Origin of the sequence: Tepidibacter sp. Z1-5 (assembly GCF_037844525.1) — a bacterium.
Taxonomy (GTDB): Bacteria; Bacillota; Clostridia; order Peptostreptococcales; family Peptostreptococcaceae; genus Tepidibacter_A.
This window is the reverse complement of the sequence record NZ_JBBMMD010000004.1, coordinates 68352-93574: the sequence shown is the minus strand read 5'-3', so window position 1 is coordinate 93574 and position 25223 is coordinate 68352. Positions and strand designations below refer to the sequence as shown.

At 29.2% G+C, this 25223-nt stretch carries 23 protein-coding genes; 4 read left to right on the top strand and 19 right to left on the bottom strand.

All coding sequences use genetic code 11. The annotated features are described in order from the left end of the window. Window positions 1–63: 63 nt before the first annotated feature. The 18 genes from WJW32_RS01155 to arcA all read right to left on the bottom strand — a co-directional run bounded on the left by WJW32_RS01155 (window position 64) and on the right by arcA (window position 17722). Window positions 64–486 carry a DUF1934 domain-containing protein gene (locus tag WJW32_RS01155; RefSeq protein ID WP_340253753.1) on the bottom strand — a complete coding sequence of 141 codons (423 nt, stop codon included), beginning with the start codon at window positions 484–486 and terminating at the stop codon, window positions 64–66. Window positions 487–500: 14 nt separating this feature from the next. Then, a complete protein-coding gene (locus tag WJW32_RS01150; RefSeq protein ID WP_340253750.1) occupies window positions 501–1589 on the bottom strand; it encodes a D-alanine--D-alanine ligase in 1089 nt (362 codons plus the stop codon). A gap of 111 nt (window positions 1590–1700) precedes the next feature. Continuing rightward, on the bottom strand, window positions 1701–3065 hold the full coding sequence (gene ypeB, locus WJW32_RS01145; protein WP_340253747.1) for a germination protein YpeB: 1365 nt from the start codon (window positions 3063–3065) through the stop codon (window positions 1701–1703). Continuing rightward, window positions 3041–3724 (bottom strand): spore cortex-lytic enzyme, encoded by a 684-nt coding sequence (gene sleB / locus WJW32_RS01140; RefSeq protein WP_340253744.1) that lies wholly within the window; start codon window positions 3722–3724, stop codon window positions 3041–3043. Before sleB ends, ypeB begins: the two co-directional genes overlap by 25 nt. A 15-nt stretch (window positions 3725–3739) precedes the next feature. Further along, window positions 3740–4387 (bottom strand): stage II sporulation protein R, encoded by a 648-nt coding sequence (gene spoIIR, locus WJW32_RS01135; RefSeq protein ID WP_340253741.1) that lies wholly within the window; start codon window positions 4385–4387, stop codon window positions 3740–3742. A 50-nt stretch (window positions 4388–4437) separates the two neighbouring features. Continuing rightward, window positions 4438–5586: a Ger(x)C family spore germination protein gene (locus WJW32_RS01130; RefSeq protein WP_340253738.1), complete on the bottom strand. Its 1149-nt coding sequence runs from the start codon at window positions 5584–5586 to the stop codon at window positions 4438–4440. Continuing rightward, entirely contained in the window at window positions 5583–6683 is a 1101-nt protein-coding gene (locus tag WJW32_RS01125; RefSeq protein WP_340253735.1) for a GerAB/ArcD/ProY family transporter, read from the bottom strand. The genes WJW32_RS01130 and WJW32_RS01125 overlap by 4 nt, the downstream gene beginning before the upstream one ends. After that, window positions 6680–8209, bottom strand: coding sequence for a spore germination protein (locus tag WJW32_RS01120; RefSeq protein WP_340253732.1), 1530 nt, complete (start codon window positions 8207–8209; stop codon window positions 6680–6682). The genes WJW32_RS01125 and WJW32_RS01120 overlap by 4 nt, the downstream gene beginning before the upstream one ends. Window positions 8210–8213: 4 nt before the next feature. Further along, window positions 8214–8384 carry a CLC_0170 family protein gene (locus WJW32_RS14860; RefSeq protein WP_445330190.1) on the bottom strand — a complete coding sequence of 57 codons (171 nt, stop codon included), beginning with the start codon at window positions 8382–8384 and terminating at the stop codon, window positions 8214–8216. Window positions 8385–8512: 128 nt separating this feature from the next. Beyond that, window positions 8513–9199 (bottom strand): GntR family transcriptional regulator, encoded by a 687-nt coding sequence (locus WJW32_RS01115; RefSeq protein ID WP_340253729.1) that lies wholly within the window; start codon window positions 9197–9199, stop codon window positions 8513–8515. Then, window positions 9189–10064 carry a 4-(cytidine 5'-diphospho)-2-C-methyl-D-erythritol kinase gene (gene ispE / locus WJW32_RS01110; protein ID WP_340253726.1) on the bottom strand — a complete coding sequence of 292 codons (876 nt, stop codon included), beginning with the start codon at window positions 10062–10064 and terminating at the stop codon, window positions 9189–9191. Before ispE ends, WJW32_RS01115 begins: the two co-directional genes overlap by 11 nt. A 255-nt stretch (window positions 10065–10319) precedes the next feature. After that, the gene (locus WJW32_RS01105; protein WP_340253723.1) at window positions 10320–11870 is read right to left on the bottom strand and encodes a DUF3794 and LysM peptidoglycan-binding domain-containing protein; all 1551 of its coding nucleotides are present in this window, start codon (window positions 11868–11870) and stop codon (window positions 10320–10322) included. 89 nt (window positions 11871–11959) lie between these two features. Further along, window positions 11960–12217 carry a Veg family protein gene (locus WJW32_RS01100; RefSeq protein WP_340253720.1) on the bottom strand — a complete coding sequence of 86 codons (258 nt, stop codon included), beginning with the start codon at window positions 12215–12217 and terminating at the stop codon, window positions 11960–11962. Between the two features lie 94 nt (window positions 12218–12311). After that, window positions 12312–13607 (bottom strand): N-acetylmuramoyl-L-alanine amidase, encoded by a 1296-nt coding sequence (locus WJW32_RS01095; RefSeq protein ID WP_340253717.1) that lies wholly within the window; start codon window positions 13605–13607, stop codon window positions 12312–12314. A 10-nt stretch (window positions 13608–13617) separates the two neighbouring features. Continuing rightward, complete coding sequence (yabG, locus tag WJW32_RS01090) at window positions 13618–14451, bottom strand: sporulation peptidase YabG (RefSeq protein WP_340253714.1); 834 nt, start codon at window positions 14449–14451, stop codon at window positions 13618–13620. 101 nt (window positions 14452–14552) lie between these two features. After that, window positions 14553–15458 (bottom strand): carbamate kinase, encoded by a 906-nt coding sequence (arcC, locus tag WJW32_RS01085; RefSeq protein ID WP_340253711.1) that lies wholly within the window; start codon window positions 15456–15458, stop codon window positions 14553–14555. Between the two features lie 16 nt (window positions 15459–15474). Next, window positions 15475–16467, bottom strand: coding sequence for an ornithine carbamoyltransferase (gene argF / locus WJW32_RS01080; protein ID WP_340253708.1), 993 nt, complete (start codon window positions 16465–16467; stop codon window positions 15475–15477). Window positions 16468–16483: 16 nt separating this feature from the next. Beyond that, window positions 16484–17722: an arginine deiminase gene (gene arcA, locus WJW32_RS01075; protein ID WP_340253705.1), complete on the bottom strand. Its 1239-nt coding sequence runs from the start codon at window positions 17720–17722 to the stop codon at window positions 16484–16486. Between the two features lie 396 nt (window positions 17723–18118). On the opposite strand from arcA, the gene pepV reads away from it, so the two are divergent. The 4 genes from pepV to WJW32_RS01055 all read left to right on the top strand — a co-directional run bounded on the left by pepV (window position 18119) and on the right by WJW32_RS01055 (window position 23032). Beyond that, window positions 18119–19453, top strand: a complete 1335-nt coding sequence (pepV, locus tag WJW32_RS01070; protein WP_340253702.1) for a dipeptidase PepV — start codon at window positions 18119–18121, stop codon at window positions 19451–19453. Between the two features lie 31 nt (window positions 19454–19484). Continuing rightward, the gene (locus WJW32_RS01065) at window positions 19485–20888 is read left to right on the top strand and encodes a YfcC family protein (protein ID WP_340253699.1); all 1404 of its coding nucleotides are present in this window, start codon (window positions 19485–19487) and stop codon (window positions 20886–20888) included. Window positions 20889–21014: 126 nt separating this feature from the next. Beyond that, window positions 21015–22118 carry a PfkB family carbohydrate kinase gene (locus WJW32_RS01060; RefSeq protein ID WP_340253696.1) on the top strand — a complete coding sequence of 368 codons (1104 nt, stop codon included), beginning with the start codon at window positions 21015–21017 and terminating at the stop codon, window positions 22116–22118. Then, complete coding sequence (locus WJW32_RS01055; RefSeq protein ID WP_340253695.1) at window positions 22112–23032, top strand: pseudouridine-5'-phosphate glycosidase; 921 nt, start codon at window positions 22112–22114, stop codon at window positions 23030–23032. The genes WJW32_RS01060 and WJW32_RS01055 overlap by 7 nt, the downstream gene beginning before the upstream one ends. A 176-nt stretch (window positions 23033–23208) precedes the next feature. Here WJW32_RS01055 and WJW32_RS01050 read toward each other — a convergent pair whose 3' ends face one another. Next, on the bottom strand, window positions 23209–25221 hold the full coding sequence (locus WJW32_RS01050; protein ID WP_340253692.1) for a methyl-accepting chemotaxis protein: 2013 nt from the start codon (window positions 25219–25221) through the stop codon (window positions 23209–23211). Window positions 25222–25223: the final 2 nt, after the last annotated feature.

Below are 25223 nucleotides of genomic sequence, written 5' to 3'. Positions count from 1 at the left end.
CAAATAAAAACGATAAAAGGTAGTGCAAATTGAACTACTTTTTACCGTTTCTTATATGACTTTCTAATTTATTTTTATATTTATAGAGTTTTTACCTTCAAATAAACCACTTATGTTTAAATCATACTCTATTGTTATATCCAAATTTTTATGAGAATTAATTGTATTTATTTCTATTTTTTTAGTTACAATTTCCATATCAAAACTTCCATGAGGTGTCCTATACAGTGTTTTGAATCTTTTCCCTAATTCAAATACTAATTCAGAATTATTTCTACCTATTTTTTTGATAACTATGCAATCTTCAGTTATTTTCAATCTACTAGTAGTACCTTTCATACCCGATATCTCAGATTCCTCATATACTACATAAGTAGCATTATTTTTCACATATAGCTTTCCTTCTGTTATTAATTCTATATTATCTTTATTACCTTTGAAATCCATTTGAACAGTGTTTATTTTTATTAAAACATTTTCTCCCATTTCATCCACCTCATTTAAATCTTCTTAGCTAATTTTTCCTCATGTCTTTTTATAGCTAAGTTTATAAGTTCATCTATTAACTTATCATATGAAATCCCTGTACTTTCCCATAACTTAGGATACATACTTATATTAGTAAATCCAGGCATAGTATTTATTTCATTTATATATATATTGTTAGTTCGTTTTTCTACAAAAAAATCCACTCTAGAAAGTCCACATCCATCAATTGATTTAAACGCTTTTATAGCCATTTCTCTAATTTGTTCACTTATATTTTCTTCTATTTTTGCTGGTATTATAAGTTTTGATGATTCATTTAAATACTTAGCTTCATAATCATAAAACTCTTTAGCAGGTATTATCTCTCCCACCACTGAAGCTTTTACTTTTTCATTTCCTAAAACAGATACTTCTATCTCTTTTGCATCCACACCTTCTTCTAAAACTACTCTTCTATCGTATTCTAAAGCTTCTTTTATTCCTTTTGTTAGCTCTTCTTTATTTTTAGCCTTTGATATTCCAACACTAGATCCTAAATTTGCAGGCTTTATAAATATCGGATACGGAATCATGCTTTCTATTGAGCTTAATTGCCCTTCTTCATCATTATCAAATTCACATCTTGTAGTATAAGTATATTTAACTTGAGGTATATTCTCCTGTTCAAATACTTTTTTACAAACTAATTTATCCATTCCAACACTAGATGCTAATACATTACATCCAACATATGCTATATTGCTTATTTCAAACAACCCTTGGATAGAACCATCTTCCCCATATGGACCATGTAAAATTGGAAATAACACATCTATTTTTTTAAATGTATTATCCTCAAATTCTAAACCTACCTGCTGGTTTAAAGTTGGTATCAAATTTATTTTAACATCTTTTTTAGCTTCTTTTTCCCAGCTTCCATTTTTTATTTTTTCTACGTCTCCTTCATAGTACATCCAGTTTCCATCTTTAGTTATACCTATTGTATATATATTATACTTTTCCTTGTTTATATATTTATATATAGAAGAAGCAGATGATAAAGAAACCTCATGTTCTCCAGATTTTCCTCCAAATATTAAAGCCACATTAATTTTTTCCACAAAAACACCCTCTTTCCCAATATATGTTATTTATAATTATATGCTATATACTACCTTTTTGATTATATTTTATTTTTACAAAAAAATAAAGAAGCAATAAGCTTCTTTATACTACATAGTTAATGTACCATTTGGATTTTTTATTAATTCAAATATTTTTTGTTGCTTACCTGTTATAGCATCTACATATATTAAGAAATCTCTTCCTTTATACTCAACTTTAAATTCATAACAAAGTTTTTCTTTTTTTCCTTCACTAGGAACAATACTCAATTTATGCTTTAATATTTTCGCACCATCTATTATATTTTTGGTAGCATCTTCAAGTGTAACCTCTGGTTTTCTTATCTTTCTATCGAAGTGGCTAATTAAATATCCTTGTGATTCAAGCCCTACTATCTCTCCATTATCAAGCGCCACCTTTACTTTGATTAAATCTGGATATATACTAACGCCTTCTTGTTTATAGCAAAAATTGAATGTTGTTGCTCCATTGTTAGTAAGAGAATAAGTAGGAACCATATTTTCATATTCAATATCTTTTAAAAACTTTTTAGCCAATTCAAGAGCCTTTTTCTTATCTATAGAAGGCTGTCCTATTTTTCTTGTATCTATCATCCATACTATTTTTCCAGCAGTTTCACTTACAGATAAACTTATATTTCCATTATTAAATATATATCCTGGAATTGAATTATTCTTTATTCTTCCATCATAATTAAGTTCTTCTATTTTTTTGTATTTCAGAAAATTTGAAGCTATTTCTTTGGCTTTGTCTTTGTCTATTTTATCTCCTTTAAGTCTAGGTTTTATATTCCCTATATGCTCTGAAAATGGACCGTCATAGATAAGTTCTGGTGTTTCACCCATCCTCTCCTCTATTCTTATCATACTAGTTGCCATTATGTTTGGATTTGATTTTTTCATTTTTTTATTTGCTTTTGATGCAATATCTGTGAACTCAACTCTATCCTTTGCTATATCAGACTGTACTTTTCCTAATTCTTTTGATAAATATTGAGCACTTTCTTGAAGTTCTGATATTTTTTTTCTTTCCTTTTCATTTAGATGTTTATCGTCTAAAGCTTCTTTTGCCAATGTTATAGCATAATCCCCTGTCTGAGTTAAAAACTTTTCAGTCTTTGCCATAGACTTGTGATTAAGGGGAAGCTGAGATATTTTATCTTGAGCAGAATAAGACTGACTCATTATATCTGTAAGAAGTACTATATTTTGATTTGTAGAATTACTTACATTAACCTTAGATAAATCTGATTGTATAGTCTCTACATTGCCTATAACATCGTAAAACATTCTTTGATATTGAGCATTTAAACTTCTCTTGTATGCTGTTTTTTGTGAATATCCTGTCATTCCCCATATAAAGCAAATAACAAGTAAACCCAATAATATATTTGTTTTTTTATTTAAATTCAAAATATCACTTCTTTCTAGTAAGTTTCTTTTGCAAACCAATGCTTGCCTACCTTAAACATAGGTTTTAATTTCCATATCCATGAGCTCGTAGCTGTTGCCGGATTCCAATAGTATACCGCTCCACCTGTTGGATCCCATCCATTAATGGCATCATTTGCAGCTTTTATACACGATTGTGATGGTTTCATATTTATCTGACCATCATCAACTGCAGTAAATGCTCCTGGTTGATATATAACTCCAGCTATTGAGTGTGGAAATCTAGAATCTTTAGTTCTATTTAAAATAACAGCCCCTACACTTACCTGTCCTATATAAGGCTCACCTCTAGCTTCTCCTGTTATAGCCTGGGATAAGAGATATATCTCATCATTTCTAGACGTTGCCACCTTTTTAGTTTGAGTTTGTATTCCAAGTGCTTTTTTAGTTTCATCTCCAACTACACCATCTTGTTTTAAATTATTCTTTTTTTGGAATTTCTTTATAGATTCATAGGTTTTGTATCCATATACTCCATCTATAGATCCATTGTAATATCCCCAGTCTTTAAGCTTAGTTTGAACTACTTTAACATCATCGCCTTTTGAACCCCAAAATATATTAGATTGACCATATGATATATAATCATCTACATAAAATGCTATACACGATAATATTAATATCGAAAACACTGAAACTAATAATAGTATTTTTTTCAAAATAGATCACTCCTATTATCTTTTGACTAAATCTAATTTAATGTTCTTGTTCTTTATTTTTTCTAATATTTCTACTATTTTAAATTTTAATTTAACATCTTTATTATCAACTAATATCATTTTATATTCTTCTTTGGTAAGGACTTTTCTCAAATTTTTCTCGGTTTTATCGTTTGTTATTCCATGATTTATATCTATAAAACATAGTGGTGGAAACATTACGCACCACCAGTTCTTACCTTTACCGTCTCCTATTACAACCTTTAATGCTTTATACTCTCCAGCAGGTAATACTATATTAGAATATTTTTTTGTAGGAAAATTTGAGTAATCTAAACTCGCTGTTACTGCATATTCTTTATTATTTTCATGTATTTCATCTGAAGCTATCTTCTGTATGTTTTTAATATTATTTGTAATAATATCTTTAGTCTCTTCTATGCTTTTTGATTTTTCTAACTTTGGAGATAAAAATGCTATTATTTTATCTCTAACTTTTAACTTTAATTCTTGATCATTTTGAGAATCACTATTTGCTATAACATGAAATCTTATCAATTTTTCTTTATAATTATCTCTGTTTTTATATATATCATTTAAGTAAGATATAGTACTCATAAAACAAAATAAAGATATAAAAAATACAATTAAAACTTTTTTCATAATTTATCCCCCCGAATTAATTTATTTTATATCTTTATTTTGTCCTTTCTTTACCTTATTATACCTATTCTTCTAATTTTACTTTCTACATGTACATTAACTTTCATATTTTTAAAGTACTGATCAAAATCTTCATCAACTTTTTTATATAAAGGTTGGTTATATTTATACAATGTACTCTTTACATTTATAAGATCTAGGCTATTTTTTTGTAATTTAGATATCAGGTGATTTACATTTTCTTTTATCTTATCCTCAGATAATTTTTCTACATCTTTTATACCTTTATCATTAGCTACAAGCCCTTTCACTCCAAGTTCATGCTGAGTTATATCTCCTTCAGTATCTATATATAAATCTAACATCAAATTATTGTTTTTTTCAGTTACCTTCATTTCGCTTTTAGTACTAGTTATTTTATAAGAAACAGGTACACTTTTATAGTCGACATGTATATCTATTAAATTGTAATTATCTTGAGTTATCATATTTAAAAATCTACATTCTGGTTCATTCAATTCTTCTTTAAGTTCAAAATCCTTTACCGCAACTCCCCCAATAATTTCTATTCTCTTATTGTTATAAGTTTTAGTAGTAAGAGGAAATACAATGCTTTTATTTTCTTGCATTTCCTGCATAATCTTATTCAAGCTCCCATCTATTACTGTCCCATTAGATACCGCAGAATTTAATATATTTCCATAGTATACTCCTACAAGAGGTTGTTCATTAGGTTTAATCCCTATAATATCTGAAGCATCTTCGTCTGATGCTAACAGATACAATTTTCTTGAAAAATATCTATTTCTATCTATTCCATCAAGTATTTGCTTGAGTAACTTTTTATCTTGAAGTATTTCCTTTCCTAGTATTATTACCTTGTTGTGAGATAATTCTAAGTCAAACGGAGATTTTGCTTCTATTTCATTTATTACAGTATCAAACGTCTCTCCTTCAGCTTCCCAATAAAAAGATGATTCCTTAGTAGGTGTTTGTTTTGTTCCAAGAAGAGCAACATTAGGTATTTTAAATGATACTCTTATTTCGTTTGATTCCTTTTTCTTTTCATCGTCTTTTAATTTATCTATTCCAAGTCCTATTACAAACCCCCTGTTATTTATTTCAACCTTATCCCAACATCCGGTAAGTAGTGCACTTATAATCATTGTTAGAATTAAAATCGTATATTTTTGTTTCATACTTTTTTCACCTTCTTACTAAATTTAGAAAATAAAAATAGTATAAAAGGGATACCTCCAAAAGCTAGCAATTGTAACCCGACTGTATATTTATTTTTCAACAAATCATATATATGAGCTAAATTGTCAGGATATAAGGCTAATATATATACAATTGGGACAATAGCATAATCAAAATAATTTATTTCTTTACAATTAAGCATATCTCCCATTATTAAAGATGTGCAAAACAAGAAAATGCATACTGTTATAAATATATTTAATGTCCAAGCTCCCATTATCAACGCATCTAGATTTTCTAAAAATGCACCAGGTATATCTATGACTTTTACAATAGTCAATGTAGGCCACATTAAGTGTGTAGTTTCAACTTGTCCAAATACAGCTACGCTTATTATTGTAAAAAATATCGATCCAATTCCTACTGCAGACAATGATATCCACTGTATCTTAAACCCATCTTTCGGATCTTTCATGAAAATACCCAGTACAAGCATTGTCTCAAATCCTGAAAATGCGAAAGTAGTTAAGAATACAGTTGGCAATATCTTTGATAATTCAATATCAAAAATAGGCATTAAATTAGTGAAATCGGCACTCTCAAGCGAAAAGAAAAATATGAACATTATAGGTATCATCATCAAGAAAAATATTATCTGAGATATCCTAGCTATACCTTCTATTCCTTTTCTTGAACCGTAAGCACATACAAATAACATAGATATTATTATTACCTCTATAGGCGTTTTCTTTAGCATATACATTTTTACAACTTCTCCAAATATACGTGTTACCATACTAATATTTATCAAATAGTATGCTACGAACAACATACATATTAAGTATGCAATGGGTTTAGTCAAAATATCTGAACTTATCTGCATAAGACTTTTATTTTGAAATCTATATACAACTTTATATATACAGTATCCAAATAAAATGCATATAATAGTTGATATTATTATAACTATAAACCCTGCTCCTTTAACTTGACTTACTAAGTTTCTTGGCAAAGATAAAATACCTACACCTAGTACTGTGCTCATCAAAAGTGTTATCATCTGAGATGTACTTATTTTTTCTTTAGTTGAAATCATTTTTTAATATCATCCTCCCCGAATATCTCTTTTCTTTTATCATCCAATCTATTACTATTTCTTTTTGTATACATCTTTGGTCTTGTATTCATAGATGGTATAGGAGCTCTTATAATCGTATCTTTAAGGTCTTTGAAGTTTTCTCCAACAGAACATAATGGTTCTAAATAAGGGATTCCAAAACTTCTTAAATTCGCTAAATCTATTAGCATAACTAAAAATGCTAATATTATTCCATAAAGACCCAATATAGACGCCATCAGCATAAATCCGAATCTAAATATTCTAAATCCTATTGCCATATTGTAACTAGGTATTGCAAAAGAAGATATTGCAGTTATAGCAACTATGATTACCATAAGAGGACTTACTATACCAGCTTGAACAGCAGCTTGACCTATTACAAGACCACCTACAATACCTATTGTAGATCCTATAGCCCTTGGAAGTCTAACTCCAGCTTCTCTTAATAACTCTAATGTTGCCTCCATTATAAATGCCTCTGTAAAAGCTGGAAAAGGAACTCCTTGTCTTGTTGCTGCAAGGTATACCGCAAGGTCTGTTGGTAACATATCTGGATGATAAGAACTTATAGCTATATAAAGCGCTGGTAAGAACAAAGAAAATCCTGTTGCAATCAATCTTATGATTCTTACAAAACTAGATATTATCCATCTTTCATAATAATCATCAGGAGATTGTAAGAATGTAGTTAGTGTAACCGGAACTATAAGTGCAAAAGGTGTATTATCTACTAATATTGCAACTCTGCCTTCATATAAAGATGCCGATATTACATCTGGTCTTTCTGTATATTGTATTTGAGGAAATAAAGAATAACAGTTATCTTCTATTAACTGTTCTATATCTCCACTTTCTTGAATTATATCTATATCTATTTCATCTAGTCTTTTTTTAACTTCTTCTAAAACATTATTATTAACTATATTTTCTATATATAACAAAGCTACATCAGTTTTTGATTTTTCTCCTAATGATAGATTTTTTATTTTAAAATTTGTATCTCTTATCCTTCTTCTAACTAAAGATGTATTTACTTTCAAAGTTTCAGTAAATCCTTCTCTAGGACCTCTTATTACAACCTCAGATTGAGGCTCTGATATTGAACGAGTTGGCCATCCTCTTGAGGATAATAGTATGGATTCCTCGACATTGTCTATAAACAAAAGTGTTTCTCCTGCGAGTATATTGTTAATACTTTCTTCAATTTCTTTTATTTCTTTTATTTCAGTTATTGCTATAGTTTTTTTCTTTATTAAATCTTTTATATTATTCTTTATATCATTAGGCATAGCTAATCTAGCTGCAATCATTAAATTATTCAAAACAAATTCACTGATAATTGCCTTATCCGTCATACCGTCTATGTAGACAATTGCCATTTTACACTCATTCTCAACTCCAACATCAATCTCTCTTATAACTAAGTCATCACAATCTTTAAATGTTTTATTTATAATATCGAGCTTATATTCAAGCTTATATTCATCTTTTTTAACTTGCATGTAGTCACCTCCTATTTACGTAATATATAAAGTATGCAAAAGATATCATAATATAGACTATTCCTATAAATTTAGATATATTGTATTCTTTATTTAACTTCTTTTTTTTCAAAACATTACAGTCCCACGTCAGCATATATATACCTACTATTAAAAACAAGCTGCTTAAATACATCTTATCAACTCCTATAACTCCCAATTCATATAACTTTCTATAATAATTTGGTATATCTATATATAATTTTTCCTAAAACCGAATTAAAATACATAAAAAAAAATAAAAGTCCTAAAATTTTAGGACTTTTATTTTTCACTATTCTTTCTTCTAGATTTCTCTATTATGAAATTTTGAGCATTTTCTATATGTGCAGTAGACCTTTGCATAGCCTCTTTAGAATTTCTATTATATATAGCCTCTATTATATCTTCATGTTCCTTCACTAAGTTCTTAGAAGTATCATGATCAGATATATATGTTACTCTAAATCTATAAACTTGCTCTCTTAAAGAGTTATTTATTTGAATAAGTTTTTGATTGTTTGTTGAATTGAATATAAGGTCATGCAATTCTATATCCTTTTTAACCATCATATCTATATCTCCATTTTCTAAGCTTTTCTTAAATTGATAAGATATAAGTTCTAATTTTTCTAAATCTTCATCTGTCATTCTCTCTGCTGCAACAGATGCTGCAAGTCCTTCTAACGCTGCTCTTATTTCCAAAACCTCTATTATATCTTTTAATGATACATCGGCAACATATGCTCCCTTTCTAGGAAGCATAACTACTAATCCCTCTAATTCTAATTTTCTGATAGCCTCCCTAACTGGAGTTCTACTAACCCCTAACTGTTCAGCTAATTGAACCTCCATAAGTCTTTGTGCAGGCTCTAATTTTCCTTTTAATATTGATTCTCTTAAATATTCAAATACTATATCCCTCAAAGGTTTGTAATTTTCTAACTTTAATTTTTCTAAGTTATCCTTCAATTTCAATTCCTCCCTTGTAAGTATTAACCAAATATGTTTGTTTGTATACTTGTTGTAATTCTTTCTTTGCCATTTGTGCATATTCTAAGTTATTGAATATTCCAAATACAGTCGGCCCACTTCCACTCATCATAGATCCTAATGCATTGTATTCAATCATTTTTTTCTTTATTTCTTTTATTTGTATATACTCATTTTCAGTTACACTTTCAAGTACATTAACCATATTATTAGCCAAAGCTTGTACATCATTTTCCTCAAGATTATTTAATATATTTTTTGTATTAGGTCTTTTAGATATCTCATTAGCATCTAGATTTTGATATACCCATTTTGTCGAAACCAGTATATCTGGCTTACATATAAGTATTTTAACATTTCCTAGACCTTTTATTCTAGTTAACTTTTCTCCTATTCCTCTAGCTATCGCAGCTCCTCCTAATATACAAAAAGGTACATCTGCTCCAAGCTGTAATCCAAGTTCCATAAGTTCATCTTGAGTTAATTTTAAATCCCACATTTTGTTAATCCCAACCAAAACAGCAGCTGCATTGGTGCTTCCTCCTGCTAATCCAGCAGCTACAGGTATGTTTTTATTTATTCTTATTTTTACACCTTTATCTATATTAAATTTTTGCTTTATCAAATCAGCTGCCTTATAAGCTATATTGCTAGAATCAGTAGGAACATGTTCATTATCACTCTCTATAATTATACCACTATCTATTTCTTCTATATTTACATTATCATATAAATCTATGGTTTGCATAATCATTTCTACTAAATGATAATTATCTTCTCTTTTACCAAGTACATCTATGGATAAATTTATTTTCGCTCTACATTTTAAATTCAAGCTTTTCATATCTTCCTCCTAATTGATTTAAAAATCGATTTAATGCTTTATTATATATTATACTATAATTAAATTGATATAAAGATAAAAAATTCGCTTTATGCTAACGCATAGCTCATGTCGCCAACGAGTCCTTCAGGCTCCGTTGCTCAAAATAGTTGTAAATTCAGTTCACTTATCAATGTTATTCATAAGTCAGAAATTATATAATTTCCTTGTATATAAAAAGCCCCAATATCAAAATAATATTAGGACTTTTTATCTTTATATATCTAATGTTACTTTCTTTTCTATTATTAAATATTGACCCTCTTTTAAAGAATCTTCTTCATTCATATCATTAGTTTGAGCTATCTCTAATGATGTTGTATTATATCTTTTTGCTACATCCCAAAGAGTATCATTTTCTTTTGCTATATATATAGTTATACTAGGTCTTGATGAAGAATCTATATCTCCTATAATTTCTCCATTCATTACAAATGAGTTCTTTAAATCCTCTACGACTTCAAATCTAGTTTTTCCTTTTATCTTTAATTCAACTTCATTTTTTTGTATGCTATAACTTATGCTATCTATATATATATTTGAATACGACTTCATACTATCATTAATATTACTTAAATCTAGAGATTGTTTGAATGGTATTTCCTCACTCATGCTATATACAGGTCTTAATCCTTCCTCAGGAGTATACAGTATATCAACATGAATTATACCTTCTATGTTTACCTTTTCTTCTATTATAAACGTATCTGTTATGAATAACTTTGAATCTACATTCAATATTTCTTTCATTTCTATGTCATCTTTATCATTTTGTATAACCTCATTTATTATAAAATCATCTTCCCCAAAATTAACTATTTTATTTAAATTAAAGATTTTATCTTCAAGCTTTAAATCTTTATATGGACAATACGCATCTTGAAGAGTTTCTTTTACTCTATTCTCTGATATTTTAACTTTTGTACTAACAGTTGCATCTATTTCTAATAGATTAGTTTTTCCTGAATCATCATCTTTCAAATTAAATTTAAAATCTGTCAAATTCATATAAGAGTCTTCTTTCATTCCTTGCATAGCTCCAGGTACTTCTATAAACTGTGTAAACTCTACTGAATTAGATCTTAACTTATTCATCTCTCCTTCTTTATTTAAAACAATAGGGCTGAGTTCAACTACTCCTCCTAATATAACCTTGTTATCTGATAATCTAGTTTCCTTTAATAATATCTTTGGATTTAATGACAATACACAACTAATATCTTCATTTTCTCCCAGATTTATTATCTCTTTCACTATTGTATCTGATTTTTCAATTCCTATTATGTCATCATAGTATATTTCTTTTTTAATAGTTTGTATATCATCAATTCCAGTTATATCTCTTATTATGTCAACTTTTTCCCTTGAAAATAAACTACCGGTAATATTTATTAAACATCCTAGTTTTATCTTTCTTTCATTTATTATGCTACAATCTATATGCTCTATATTGCTCAGTAATATACTCTTCATATCTGATGAGATATCTTCTTTTTCTATTGCTTCGTTTATATCTATTTTTCCTCTTAAATTGGTAACCTGTTTATCTTGAGTTATATAAATAGTATTATAATTTAAATCTCCTCTTAATATTATTTTACCTTGCATCAATTCTTCCTTTTTTAAAGATATGTAAGCCTCTGTCTTTACTATTTCAAAAACATCATTCTTTGTATCAGGTACTAAAATTTCAGATTCTAAGAAAGTTTGAAACCTTCCAAAATCACTTCTATTGTCTATCTTCATTATATCCTTTATTAAATCCATCCTTATCCCCCCTAGTTAAATATATACAAATATCACATTATTATTATATTTAACTAAATCAAAAAAAATTCCACCTATTTTAGATGGAATTAAGATACACTCATATTTTCTTTTGTGCAAATTTGAAGCTTAACAGTAGATGTCAGTACATCCGAATAACTATAAGATACTCTAGTACAATTACTATCATCTATTTTTACAACAAATATACTAGGGTACGTATTTTCTAAGATTCCTTTTTTAACGATCATCTTTTTTCTGCCTTTGTTAGCTCTTAGAACTACGTTCTTTCCAACATGTTTTTCTATGTCTTTTCTTATCTGATCCAAAGTGTGTTTCGTAGCCAAAAAATCACCTTCTTCTCCATTGTATGTTTACATAATATCACATCTCAACGTTAATGTCAAATATATAAAATTATATTTTATCTATTTTCATGTTTTATGTCAATATATTATTTTCATAATACTCAAATATACTACATACTATATTATCAGCTATATTATCAATAAAATCATCCTTAGCTAAAAGTTCTGCTTCTAAGGGGTTAGATATATAACCTAATTCACAATACACTCCATTACAACCACTTTCTTTCAGTATATATATCCTGCCTTCCTTTGCCCCTCTATTTTTTATATTCATGTTATTTTTTAAATTACTTAGTATATTTTCTCCTATTGATTTTCCATTTATATCTCCCCAGTAATATATAGCTTCTGCTCCACTTACTCCTTCAAATTTAGACTTATTTAGATGTATACTAATCAAGAAGTCAGGATTAGATTTTTTTATCATGTCTACTCTTTTATCTAAAGATATATATTCATCAATCGATCTGGATAAATATACATAAGCACCTGCTTTTTCTAACTTTTCCTGTAACTTTAATGTTACTCTTAGTGAAATTTCTTTTTCTGTTAACAATTCATTAGTATAACCTAAGTCCTCGCCTCCATGACCAGCATCTATAAATATTTTTTTATTTTTAAGAGGTAAATCTAAATTAAAATCATCTATCTTCAATAAATTTACATTTGTATAATAATGATTCAAAATTTGTTCATAGTTCCAATTATTTTTTGCTTTTTCATTTGCCCCATATTGACAAAGACCCAATCCATGACCTATCCCTTTTGTATAGAATCTTATTTTTATAGGTCTAAACCCAAATCTACAAGAATCTAAATTTAAGTTTTCACTAAATACACTTCCCTTGACCTCTTCATTAAAAACTAGTATATTCTCTATTCTATTTCCATTAGTTTTTCCTAAAACTTTCAGTATATTATTTACAGAATATTCATTCATTAAATTTTGAGACATATGACATTTAAATGCTGATTCAAGTTCTTCTAAATCCACATCTACTATATTCTCTGATTCCTTATTTATAATACACTCCTCACAAGTAATTCCTCTCAAATAATCTATTTTTGTATTCAATAAATACTCACTATTTTCTGTGCTTCCACCACAGCAGACATGGTAATATGCACAAATTGGAGAATCATTAAACATTATAACTAAATTATGAGTATTATCAACAGCTTCAAGTGCCTTATCGTATATATCTTCTATATTAAATTCTTCTTTTTTAAAATTTCCATCCGATATATTTCTGAATACATTAGTTCTCTCTATAATAGCTTGACACATAATAGCCTGCATATGGAATTCTTGTGGAATGTTTTTAGATACTTTATATGCTATAAGATTCCTAAATTTTCTATCCACAGTATCACCTCTATTCATATAGAGATTTAGGCAATCCAGATCTGTACTTTCCCCTTGTTTCAAAACCACCTACGCCTTTTATTCCCGTTATAGTATTTTGAAAAACCTCTTCAAGAGGCATTACTTTATCAATCCTTGTATATGCTATTTTTTCTACTATCAAAACAGGATCTAAGCAATGTATTAATATTCTATTAGGAGAACTTGCAAAATTTGCTCCTGCATTTAATATAGCCTCATAATTTGATTGACAAGCTCCTGCAAAAATAACAAGTTCATCCATGGCATTTTCATATTTTCTAGCTTCCAAAACTGCCTTTACGAAATTTCTAGAATTTCTATAATTATTTAAATCTTTAATATTATTATTAGAATTTAGTATAGAGTCATGACCTGTAATAACCAATATATCTGGTGAATATTCTTTTAGAAGCTCTCCCACTACTTTATGTTGATCTGATTCTGCAACTACCTTTCCTACAGCTTCAATGTCTAGTTTTTTATAAGCTTCTAAGCATATTTTTAGATATTCACCATCACCATCTAGGTGAAGTACCTTTCCAGGTCTTCCAAAGCCATTCCTATAATACTTTTTTTGTCTATCACTTCTATTTTTTACAGCTCGTGTTAACAAATTCTCTATTTGTCTACTAAAAACATATTGTCTGAAATTTTCTTGACCTACCATTTCCAAATCATCTACAGATGAATCAGCCATAAGCCTAAAATCTATACCTTTTAAAACAACTTGTTTTTTTCTATTTTTACTTTCTAAAATATCTATTATCCTAAATAAAACATCTTTTCCATGTGATTTTCTAACAACCAAATCTCCTATCTTCATCTTATTCCTCCTGCCTAGTGGGATTACTATATTTTATGTTTGCAAAAAAATAATGTTCCCCACTATGGGGAACATTGAGATTTAATTATATTAGAAAGTTGTTATCTTACAATTAATGTACCTGTTTTACCTTGTATTCCATCACCTGCTTTTTCAAGAGATGTTATAAGAGACTTTCTTCCTTCCTTAGACTCTGCAAACTTTATAGCAGCCTTAACCTTAGGAAGCATAGATCCAGGTGCGAAATGACCTTCATCTATATATTTATATGCATCATCAATATTTATTTTATCTAGCAGTTCTTCATTTTCCTTGCCAAAGTTTATAGCTACCTTTTCTACAGCCGTAAGAATTATAAGATAATCAGCATCTAATATCTCTGCAATTTTCTCACTTGCAAAATCTTTATCTATAACAGCAGGGACTCCTATTAAAGAATTATTATCCTCTATAACAGGTATTCCTCCGCCTCCAACAGTTATAACTACATGTCCATTATCAACTAATGTTTTAACAGTCTCCTTTTCTGCAATATCTACAGGTATAGGTGATGGAACCACTCTTCTATACCCTCTACCTGCATCTTCTTTCATATCATATCCTTTTTCTTCTTCAAGTTTTTTAGCCTCATTCTCATTATAAAAAGCTCCTATAGGTTTAGTAGGATTACTAAACGCTTTATCATCTCTATCCACTATAACCTGAGTTATTACTGTCGATACAGAAATATTCATATTTCTATTCAAAAACTCTTCCCTAATTGCATTTTGAAGATGATAACCTATATATCCCTGACTCATAGCTCCACATTCAGGAAAAGGCATATCAGGCATAGCCAAATTTATCATACCAACCTGAGGACCATTTCCATGAGCTACAATAACATTATTTCCTTCCTGTATTAAATCAACTATAGGCTTTGCCGTTTCTTTAACTAATTCTAATTGTTCTTTAGGATTTTTTCCAAGAGCATTTCCTCCAAGCGCAACAACGATTTTGTTACTCATAAATAAATCCTCCTTATTATAGGTTTCCTATAGTTGCAACCATAACAGCCTTTATAGTATGCATTCTATTTTCAGCCTCATCAAACACCTTAGAATACTTAGACCTAAATACTTCATCTGTAACTTCCATCGACTCAAGACCGAATTTTTCATATATTTCTTTTCCAACTACAGTATTTTGATCATGGAATGAAGGCAGACAATGAAGGAATATAACATCCTCATTTTGAGTTTTATTCATCATATCCATATTAACTTGATACGGAGTTAATAATTTTATCCTCTGCTCAAACTGATCTTCTTCTCCCATAGAAACCCAAACATCTGTATAAATTACATCAGCACCTTTAACATCATCAACATTTTCACTAAGCTTAATTACGGCTCCTGTCTCTTTAGCAACTTCATTCATCTCATCTACTAATTCTTTAGACGGCCATAGCTCTTTTGGTGCAAGCGCAACGAATTCCATTCCCATTTTAGCTGCACCTATCATAAGAGAGTTCCCCATATTATTTCTAGCATCTCCAACATATACAAACTTGATTTTATTAAAGCTTTTATTTACATGCTCTTTTACAGTTAAAAAATCTGCAAGTATTTGAGTAGGATGATATAAATCAGTAAGACCATTCCATACACTAACTCCTGCATGCTTTGCTAAACAATCAACAGTTTCTTGTTTAAATCCTCTAAACTCAATTCCATCATAATACCTTCCTAAAACCTTAGCTGTATCTTCTATAGATTCTTTTTTTCCCATTTGAGAATTCGTTAAAAATGTTACATTAGCACCTTCATCAAAACCAGCAACCTCAAATGCACATCTTGTTCTAGTAGATGTTTTTTCAAATAATAAAACAATATTTTTACCCTCTAGTAGATTCCCCTTTATTCCTGCTCTTTTTTTATTTTTTAAATCCATAGATAAATCCAACATATATCTGATTTCATTTGGTGTAAAATCCTTTAATGTTATAAAGTTTCTTCCTTTTAAATTTACTGGCATTTAAAAAACCTCCCATTTATCTTAAGTTTTCTCTAACAAGTGGCATAGACATACATCTTGGACCACCTCTACCTCTTGATAATTCTGAAGATGGCATAACGTGTAGTTTAATTCCATTTTTCTCAAGTAATCTATTAGTGACATGATTTCTAGAATAAACAATTACCTCACCAGGGGCAATTGCCAAAGTATTAGATCCATCATTCCATTGCTCTCTTCCAGCATCTATCATATTTCCTGCACCACATCTTATTAAAGCGACTTCATCAACCGCTAAATATTTTTTTAGAATATCACTAAGACACATAGTCTCTTTTTTAATATCAAGTTTTAAATCTTTATCTCCTCTGGTTATTGAATATACAGTTAAAGGGCCTTCTATTTCAGGATGTATAGTGAATTTATTGTAGTCTACCATTGTAAATACAGTATCAAGGTGCATAAAAGCTCTTTTTTTTGGTATATCAAAAGCAAGGACCACTTCAAACTTTTCATCTTTTTCAAATATATTTTTAGCTATAGACTCTATAGAATAGGCATCTGTTCTCTCAGATATGCCAATGGCTATAACCTTATCGTTTAATATAAGTTCATCTCCACCTTCTATAGATGTATTATTGTGTCTATCAAACCATATAGGTATATTTTTATCTTTATATTCAGGATGATATTTAAATATATACTTAGCAAATAAAGTTTCTCTATTTCTTGTTACTGTTCTCATATGATTTAAAGATATTCCCTGTCCTATAGTTGCAAATGGGTCTCTTGTAAAGTATAAATTCGGCATTGGATCTACTATGAACGGATAATTAGAACCTACAATATCTATTAACGAAGTCTTTTTATAATCTCTTATTTCTTCTTTTCTAACACCCTCCATCATTTTATCTATCATATCTCTTTCATTTGAAAATCCTAAAATATACTCTTTAACAAGCTCTCTTTTCTTACTACTGTCTATATTAGCTTCTTTTATAAATTCATCTACAAAAGCCTCTTTTATTCCAAAGTCCTTGATAGATTCAGCTGCCATATCCTCTAAATAGAGTACCTCAACATCATTTGATCTAAGTATATTTGCAAATGTATCATGCTCCTGCCTCGCAACCTCCAAATATGGAATATCATCAAATAGCAATCTATCCATTAAGTCAGGAGTTAAATTTTCAATTTCTTTACCAGGTCTATGTAAAAGAACTTTTTTTAACTTTCCAATTTCAGAATATATATTCAAAATATTTTCCTTTGGCATCCCCCTTCTCCTCCCTAATCTAAATTTTAAATATATAAAACATAAATTATATGTATGTTTTTAGTATAGTTTCCATTCATTGGTAATGTCAATTATTTTTTTTATTGTTTTTTCGTTTTAATTTTCATTCGTTATCTTTTTCTATAATTCGACGCATTTCATTGTCGAATTTATTTGATTTTCATTTGTTTGTAACGACATTTTTCTACATCATATTTAATTACAACCGTCTTAATCATTGCTGGTTATACATATTTTTCTATTTTATTTTCCAAATTTGAACTTTGTATTTGATTTAACATAATAAAATTCATATACTATTATTAACGGAATTTCATTTAAGTATATAAATTTACATAAATGAGCAAAATCATATAATAAAAGGAGATGATTTTTATGAATATAGATTTAAGTGTCGAAAATATTAAAGACAATTTAATTGAATCTATACAAGAAATAATTAAAATACCTAGTGTAATATCTGATAGTACGGATAAATTTCCATTTGGAGAAAATATCGATAATGCACTAAGAAAGACTTTAGCATTATGTGAATCTTTAGGATTTAAAACATATTATAAAGATGGATATTATGGATATGCAGAAATAGGCCAAGGAGATGAAATGCTAGGTATACTTGGTCATCTTGACGTTGTCCCAGAAGGAGAAATACATGATTGGAAACATGATCCTTATGGTGCTGTAATAGAAGATAATAAATTATATGGAAGAGGAACTCAAGACGATAAAGGCCCTACAATAGCCGCTATATATGCAGTTAAAGCACTTATGAATCTAGATATTAAATTTAATAAAAGAATAAGATTTATATTCGGTACAGATGAGGAAAATCTTTGGGGCGGAATTTCTAAATACGTAGAAAATGAAGAAATACCTTCTTATGGTTTTACACCTGATTCTATATTTCCTATGATAAATGCAGAAAAAGGACTATTACAAGCTAATATAAAATGTTCAAATTCATCCAATCTAAAATTAAGTGGAGGAAATGCATATAATGCTGTTCCAGATAGAATAACATATTCCGGTGATAAACTAAATGAATTATCTAAAGAACTTGATAACTTAAACTTCGAATATACATCTAATTCAAATTCATTAACAGTTATCGGAAAAGCGTCTCATGCTTGTAACCCTCACTACGGAATAAATGCCATTTCTAGATTGTGTATAGCCCTAAATAATATAGGCGTAAAATCTAACTCAATAGAATTTATTGCAAATATAATAGGAGAAACTTATAACGGAGACAATATACTTTCTAACTGTGAAGACGAAGCTTCTGGAAAACTCACATTAAATCTAGGTAAAATAAATATAGATGAAAATATAGAACAGATAGGACTTGATATAAGAATTCCAGTTACAGTTAAAAAAGAAACAGTAGTAAATGCTTTAAAAGAGAAGCTATCTAATTATAACTTAGAGTACGAAGAATACGATTATCTAAAATCAATATATATTCCAGCAGATCACTTTCTAATAAAAACATTACAAAAAGTTTATGAAGAAGAAACAGGTCTTGATTCTACTCCTCTATCTTCTGGAGGAGCTACTTATGCAAGAGCTATTGATAATTGTGTAGCATTTGGAGCAGTATTTCCTAACAGACCTAAGGTTGAGCATCAAGCAAATGAATATATAGAAATAGAAGATTTAATCAAATCAACTAAAATATACGCTAAAGCCGTATACGAACTAACAAAATAGCAAATAATTTGACTACAAGGAGGTTATCTTTATGAAAAAATTTAAAATGCCAAGTGCTTACACAATATTATTTGCAATAATAATATTTGTAGCATTGCTAACTTGGATTGTTCCAGCTGGTAAATATGATTATACTCCAGAAAAAACTCCAATACCTGATTCATATCACTTAGTTGATCCTACACCTCAGAGGCTCAAAGATGTTGTTTTATCTCCTATTAACGGTTTTTACGGAGCTGTAGATGTCGCTCTATTCGTCATTATAATAGGAGGATTTTTAGGAGTTGTAATGAAAACAGGAGCTATAGATGCTGGTATAGCACGAATAGTTCACAAACTACAAGGTAGAGAGAAGATTATGATTCCATTTTTAATGGTACTATTTGGACTTGGAGGCACAAGCTTCGGTATGGCAGAGGAAACTATAGCATTTTATCCCCTTCTTATCCCTGTATTTATAGCTGCTGGATACGATACATTAACTGCTGTTGGAGTAATACTTTTAGGAGCTGGAATGGGAGTTTTAGGATCTACTGTAAACCCTTTCGCAACAGGAATAGCATCTGGTTTTGCTGGTATATCTTTAGGTACTGGTATAGGACTTAGATTCTTTATGTTAGTTATAGGTGAAATAGTAGCTATAATATACGTAATGAGATATGCAGCTAAAGTTAAAGCTGATCCTTCAAAATCTCTAGTTTACAATATGTATGAAGATAACAAAAAACATTTCCTTTCTCAAAATAATGAAAATGAATTTCCAGAACTTAATGGTAAAAGAAAGCTTGTTCTTGGTTTATTTTGCTTAACTTTTGCTATAATGATATACGGTGTTATACCGTTTTCTGATATAGGCATCACTGCTATACCAACTTTTGGATGGTGGTTTGGCGAATTAACATCTTTATTTTTAGTATTTGCTATTATAATAGGTCTTGTCTATGGTATGGATGAAGATGAATTAATATCATCATTCGTAGCTGGAGCTAGAGACCTTTTAGGAGTAGCATTAATAGTTGGATTGTCTCGTGGTATAACAGTAATTATGAACGCTGGTAATATTACAGATACAGTATTAAGTCTGGGAGAACATGCTCTATCTGGTCTAGGTTCATCTGTATTTGCTGTTCTTACTTATTTATTCTATATACCTATGTCATTCTTAATACCTTCAACATCAGGCCTTGCTACACTTTCAATGCCTATAATGGCTCCTCTTGGTGACTTTGCTGGTGTTTCAAGAGATATAGTTATAACAGCTTATCAATCTGCATCTGGTACAGTTAACTTATTAACTCCGACAAGTGCAGTTGTTATGGGAGGACTTGCTATAGCGAGAGTTCCTTATAATACTTGGCTTAAATTCGTTCTAAAATTTATGTTTATAGTAATCGTTATGATTATAGCCATACTTGGCATAAGTGCTGTTATATAGCCAAAAAAGACTTCTCTAAAGAGAAGTCTTTTTTGGTACAAGTATATTTAAATTTATTATTGAAAAAATAAAAATAGTATGTTATACTTTCTGTAAACAAAAGTTTATAATCTAAACAGAAGCTTGGTGATTAATTTGACTAGTAGAGAAAAAGAAATTTTAGAATTTATACGAAACAATCCGTTGATATCTCAACAGGAAATTGCTGATTATTTTGGAATAACTAGATCTTCTGTAGCTGTCCATATAACCAATTTAAGTAAAAAAGGATATATAAAAGGAAAAGGCTATATACTAAAAAACGAAGATTATGTAACCGTAATAGGAGGAACTAATATAGACCTTCAAGGTTTTCCAAATGAAAACTTAATTTTGAATGATTCAAATCCAGGTCAAATGAAGATATCTCTAGGTGGAGTAGGTCGTAATATAGCAGAGAATCTTGTTAAGATGGATGTAGATACAAAATTAATATCAGCTCTTGGAAATGATATCTATGGTGAAAAGATATTAAAAGAAAGTAAATTAGTTGGAATCGACATGGAAAACTGTTTAATATCTACTGATTATGCAACATCAACTTATCTATCTATATTAGATGAAAGCGGTGATATGAAAGTAGCTATAGCTTCTATGGATATATTCGATAAAATAACCATAGATTTTATAAAACAAAAATCAAATATAATAAAAAATTCTAAAGTAGGTGTTATAGATACTAACATGCCAAAAGATGTAATTGAGTATCTATTATCAAACTTTAAGGAAGTAGATTTTTTCCTAGATACAGTTTCAACTAAAAAAAGTGAGAAAGTCAAGGATCTTATAGGAATGTTCCACACTATAAAACCTAATAAATATGAGGCTGAATCACTTTCAGGTATAAAAATCAATACAGAAGATGATCTTGATAAATGTGCTAAATATTTCTTAGATAAAGGAGTTAAAAGAATATTTATAAGCCTTGGCAAAGATGGAGTATTTTGTGCAAATGAACAAGAATCTAGTATTGTAAAAAATCCAAAAGTAGATGTAGTTAATGCTACAGGGGCAGGCGATGCATTTATAGCAGGACTTGTTTATAGCCATATTAATAAATACGATTTAACTTATAGTGCTAAATTTGCGATGAGTGCATCTATACTTGCTCTATCTCATCAAAATACAATAAATCCAAATATGTCAACTCAAAATATAGAAAAAACTTTAAGGGAGATGAAATTATGTTAGAAAAATATTTGAAAATAAATCCAGAAGTAAAAAAAGCATTAGATGAGGGAACTCCAGTAGTTGCTCTTGAGTCTACTATAATATCTCACGGTATGCCTTATCCTCAAAACATAGAAATGGCTAAAACTGTTGAATCTATAATAAGAGAAAACGGAGCAATACCTGCTACAATAGCAATCCTTAATGGAGAATTAAAAGTTGGACTTAACCCTGAAGAGCTTGAGTATCTAGGTAAAAGTGATTCTGTATTAAAGGCTAGTAGAAGAGACTTACCATTCATAGTAGCTAAAAAATTAGATGGAGCAACAACAGTTGCATCTACTATGATCATAGCAGCACTTGCTGGAATAAAAGTATTTGCAACAGGTGGAATCGGTGGAGTACACAGAGGAGCACAGCAAACTTTTGATATATCTGCTGATCTTCAAGAACTTGCACACACTAATGTTGCAGTAGTATGTGCTGGTTGTAAATCAATACTAGATATCGGTTTAACTCTAGAGTACCTAGAAACTAACGGTGTTCCAGTTGTAGGTTACAAAACTCAAGAATTCCCAGCTTTCTATACTAGAAAAAGTGGATTCAATGTTGACTACAAAGTAGATAGTGAAGCTGAATTAGCTTTAGCTCTAAAATCTAAGTGGGATTTAAACTTAGATGGAGGAGTTGTAGTATCAAATCCTATACCAGAAGAATTTGAAATGGATTGCGACACTATAACTAATGCTATAGAAGATGCTTTAAAAGAAGCTGATGAGAAAGGAATAAAAGGAAAAGAGTGTACTCCTTTCTTACTTGGAAAAGTTAAAGCCCTGACTGGTGGAAAGAGCTTGGATTCTAACATTGAGTTAGTTTACAATAACGCAAAAGTTGCAGCAAAACTAGCTGTAGAACTTTCTAAATTAGATAAATAAAAAATTCGTCTACTCCCTAACGCGGTGACTCATGTCGCCAACGATCCTTACAGGCTCCGTTGCTCAAAAATAGTTGCAAGTGTAGCTTTTTTAATAAGTTATGCAAAAAACAAAAAATTTATAATACCTTAATATATAAAAAACAGACTGTATCTTTAGATACAGTCTATTTTTATCTATTTAAACTCATTTATATAATCACTCATATTTTTAGTCATATCAGTCAAATCGCTAGCCATAGATGAAACTTGACTTACAGACTCACTCATTTGCTCTGAGGATGCTGATATTTCCTGTGTTGATGCTGATATTTCTTGTGCAATAGAAGATGCTTCTTCTATTTTTTCAAGTATAATATTTTTTTCATTATTAAGGCTTGTAGCAGATCTATTTATTTCATCTATTTTAGGGATTATATCATTTATACCTAAAATAGTTTTATTAAATGAACTCATAGCTATATCTATATCTGTTTTTTGATTTGAAAGTTCAGTGTTAACTATACCGCTAGTCTGTACCATACTTTCAGTTGCACCTGATATTGTCTGTATTAATTCATTTATATTTTGAGATGAATCCTTGGTTTGCTCTGCAAGCTTTCTTATTTCATCAGCTACAACTGCAAATCCTCTTCCCTGTTCTCCAGCTCTTGCTGCCTCAATAGATGCATTAAGAGCTAATAAATTAGTCTGATCTGCTATTTTATTTATTAATGAAGTTATTTTATTTATCTCATTTATATCTTGACCAACTATAGTTATTTTTTCTATTAACTCTTCGAATACTATTATAACATTCTCGACTGAAGATATAACCTTTTCTACATTTTCACTACTATCACTTATAGTTGAACTTATCTCTTTTGAATTAGAATCAACATCCTTTATATCATCTATTATACATGTAAGTTTGTATGTAAAATTATTAAGTATTTCATTTATATTATCAAGACCATATGACTGAGATGTTGTTCCGTCAGCTATATTTTGTATAGATAAAACTATGCTTTCAATACCTAAAGTCATTTCCTTTGATATTCCCGTCAAATGATTAGACATATCATCTGTACTAGATGCTTGAGCTTTTACATTGTCTACTATCGATTTAAGACTCTTTATCATGTCTTTAAAGTTATGGCATAGTACTCCAGTCTCATCATTCGTTTTTATGTCTATGTCATCCACAAGTTCACCTCTAGCTACTCTTTTAGATGACTCAACCAGATTTTTTATAACATTTAATATATTATTTGAAATAGTGTAAAATATTATAGATGATATTACAAATGCTATTATTCCAACAATTATAGACATCCTTACATTTGAAGCTATAGCCTTGTTGATATTATCCATAGATATAGATATATCTAAAGACCCTATATTGACATCATCTTTATACATAGGCACTAGTATATCGTATACATCCCTATTTAAATCATTATCGTGATATTTACTAGAATAAATTTCTTGATTATCTATAGCTAATCTTAATTTTTCACTTTTTGTTATAGTTCCTATATCCTCTTTGTTAGAAGAGCTTGTTATAGTATAATTTTTATCCACTAAAAACACAGATTCTATGTTCTCTTCATTAGCAAGTTCATCTAATAAACTCTGTATACTAAGACTTCTTTCTAGGTCCTCTACTTTATTTGCAAGTATCCCTACCTGTATCATACCTCCATTAGGCATTTTTACATACCCATATTTATAATAATCATCCGTCTCTCTTGATTTTCTTATGTTCTCCATAAACTCACTATCGTTTCCATATTGTACAGTGGATGATATATGATCCTCTCCAAAATGAGCTCCCATACTACTTTCAAGATTAGAATATATTATATCACCATTAGAATCTGTTATATTTATTTCATCTACTTTAAATGTATTTGCTATATTAATTAAATAATCATTATTTATAGATGAATAATTATCTGATAAAAAATATCCTAAATTTCTTATATCATTTTCTATATTTCCATTTATAATTTTTATAGATTGTTCATTGTTTTGAATTTGATTAAATATTTGATTTGCTAGATTAATTCCATCAAGCTCCATTTGGTCTATCAGCCTTGTTTTGGATATACCTATATTTATAAAAGATATGATTGATATTATTATAAACATAATTATTAATGGAATTGTAAGTATTTTAAATTTTATATTATTAAGCTTTTTAAACATTT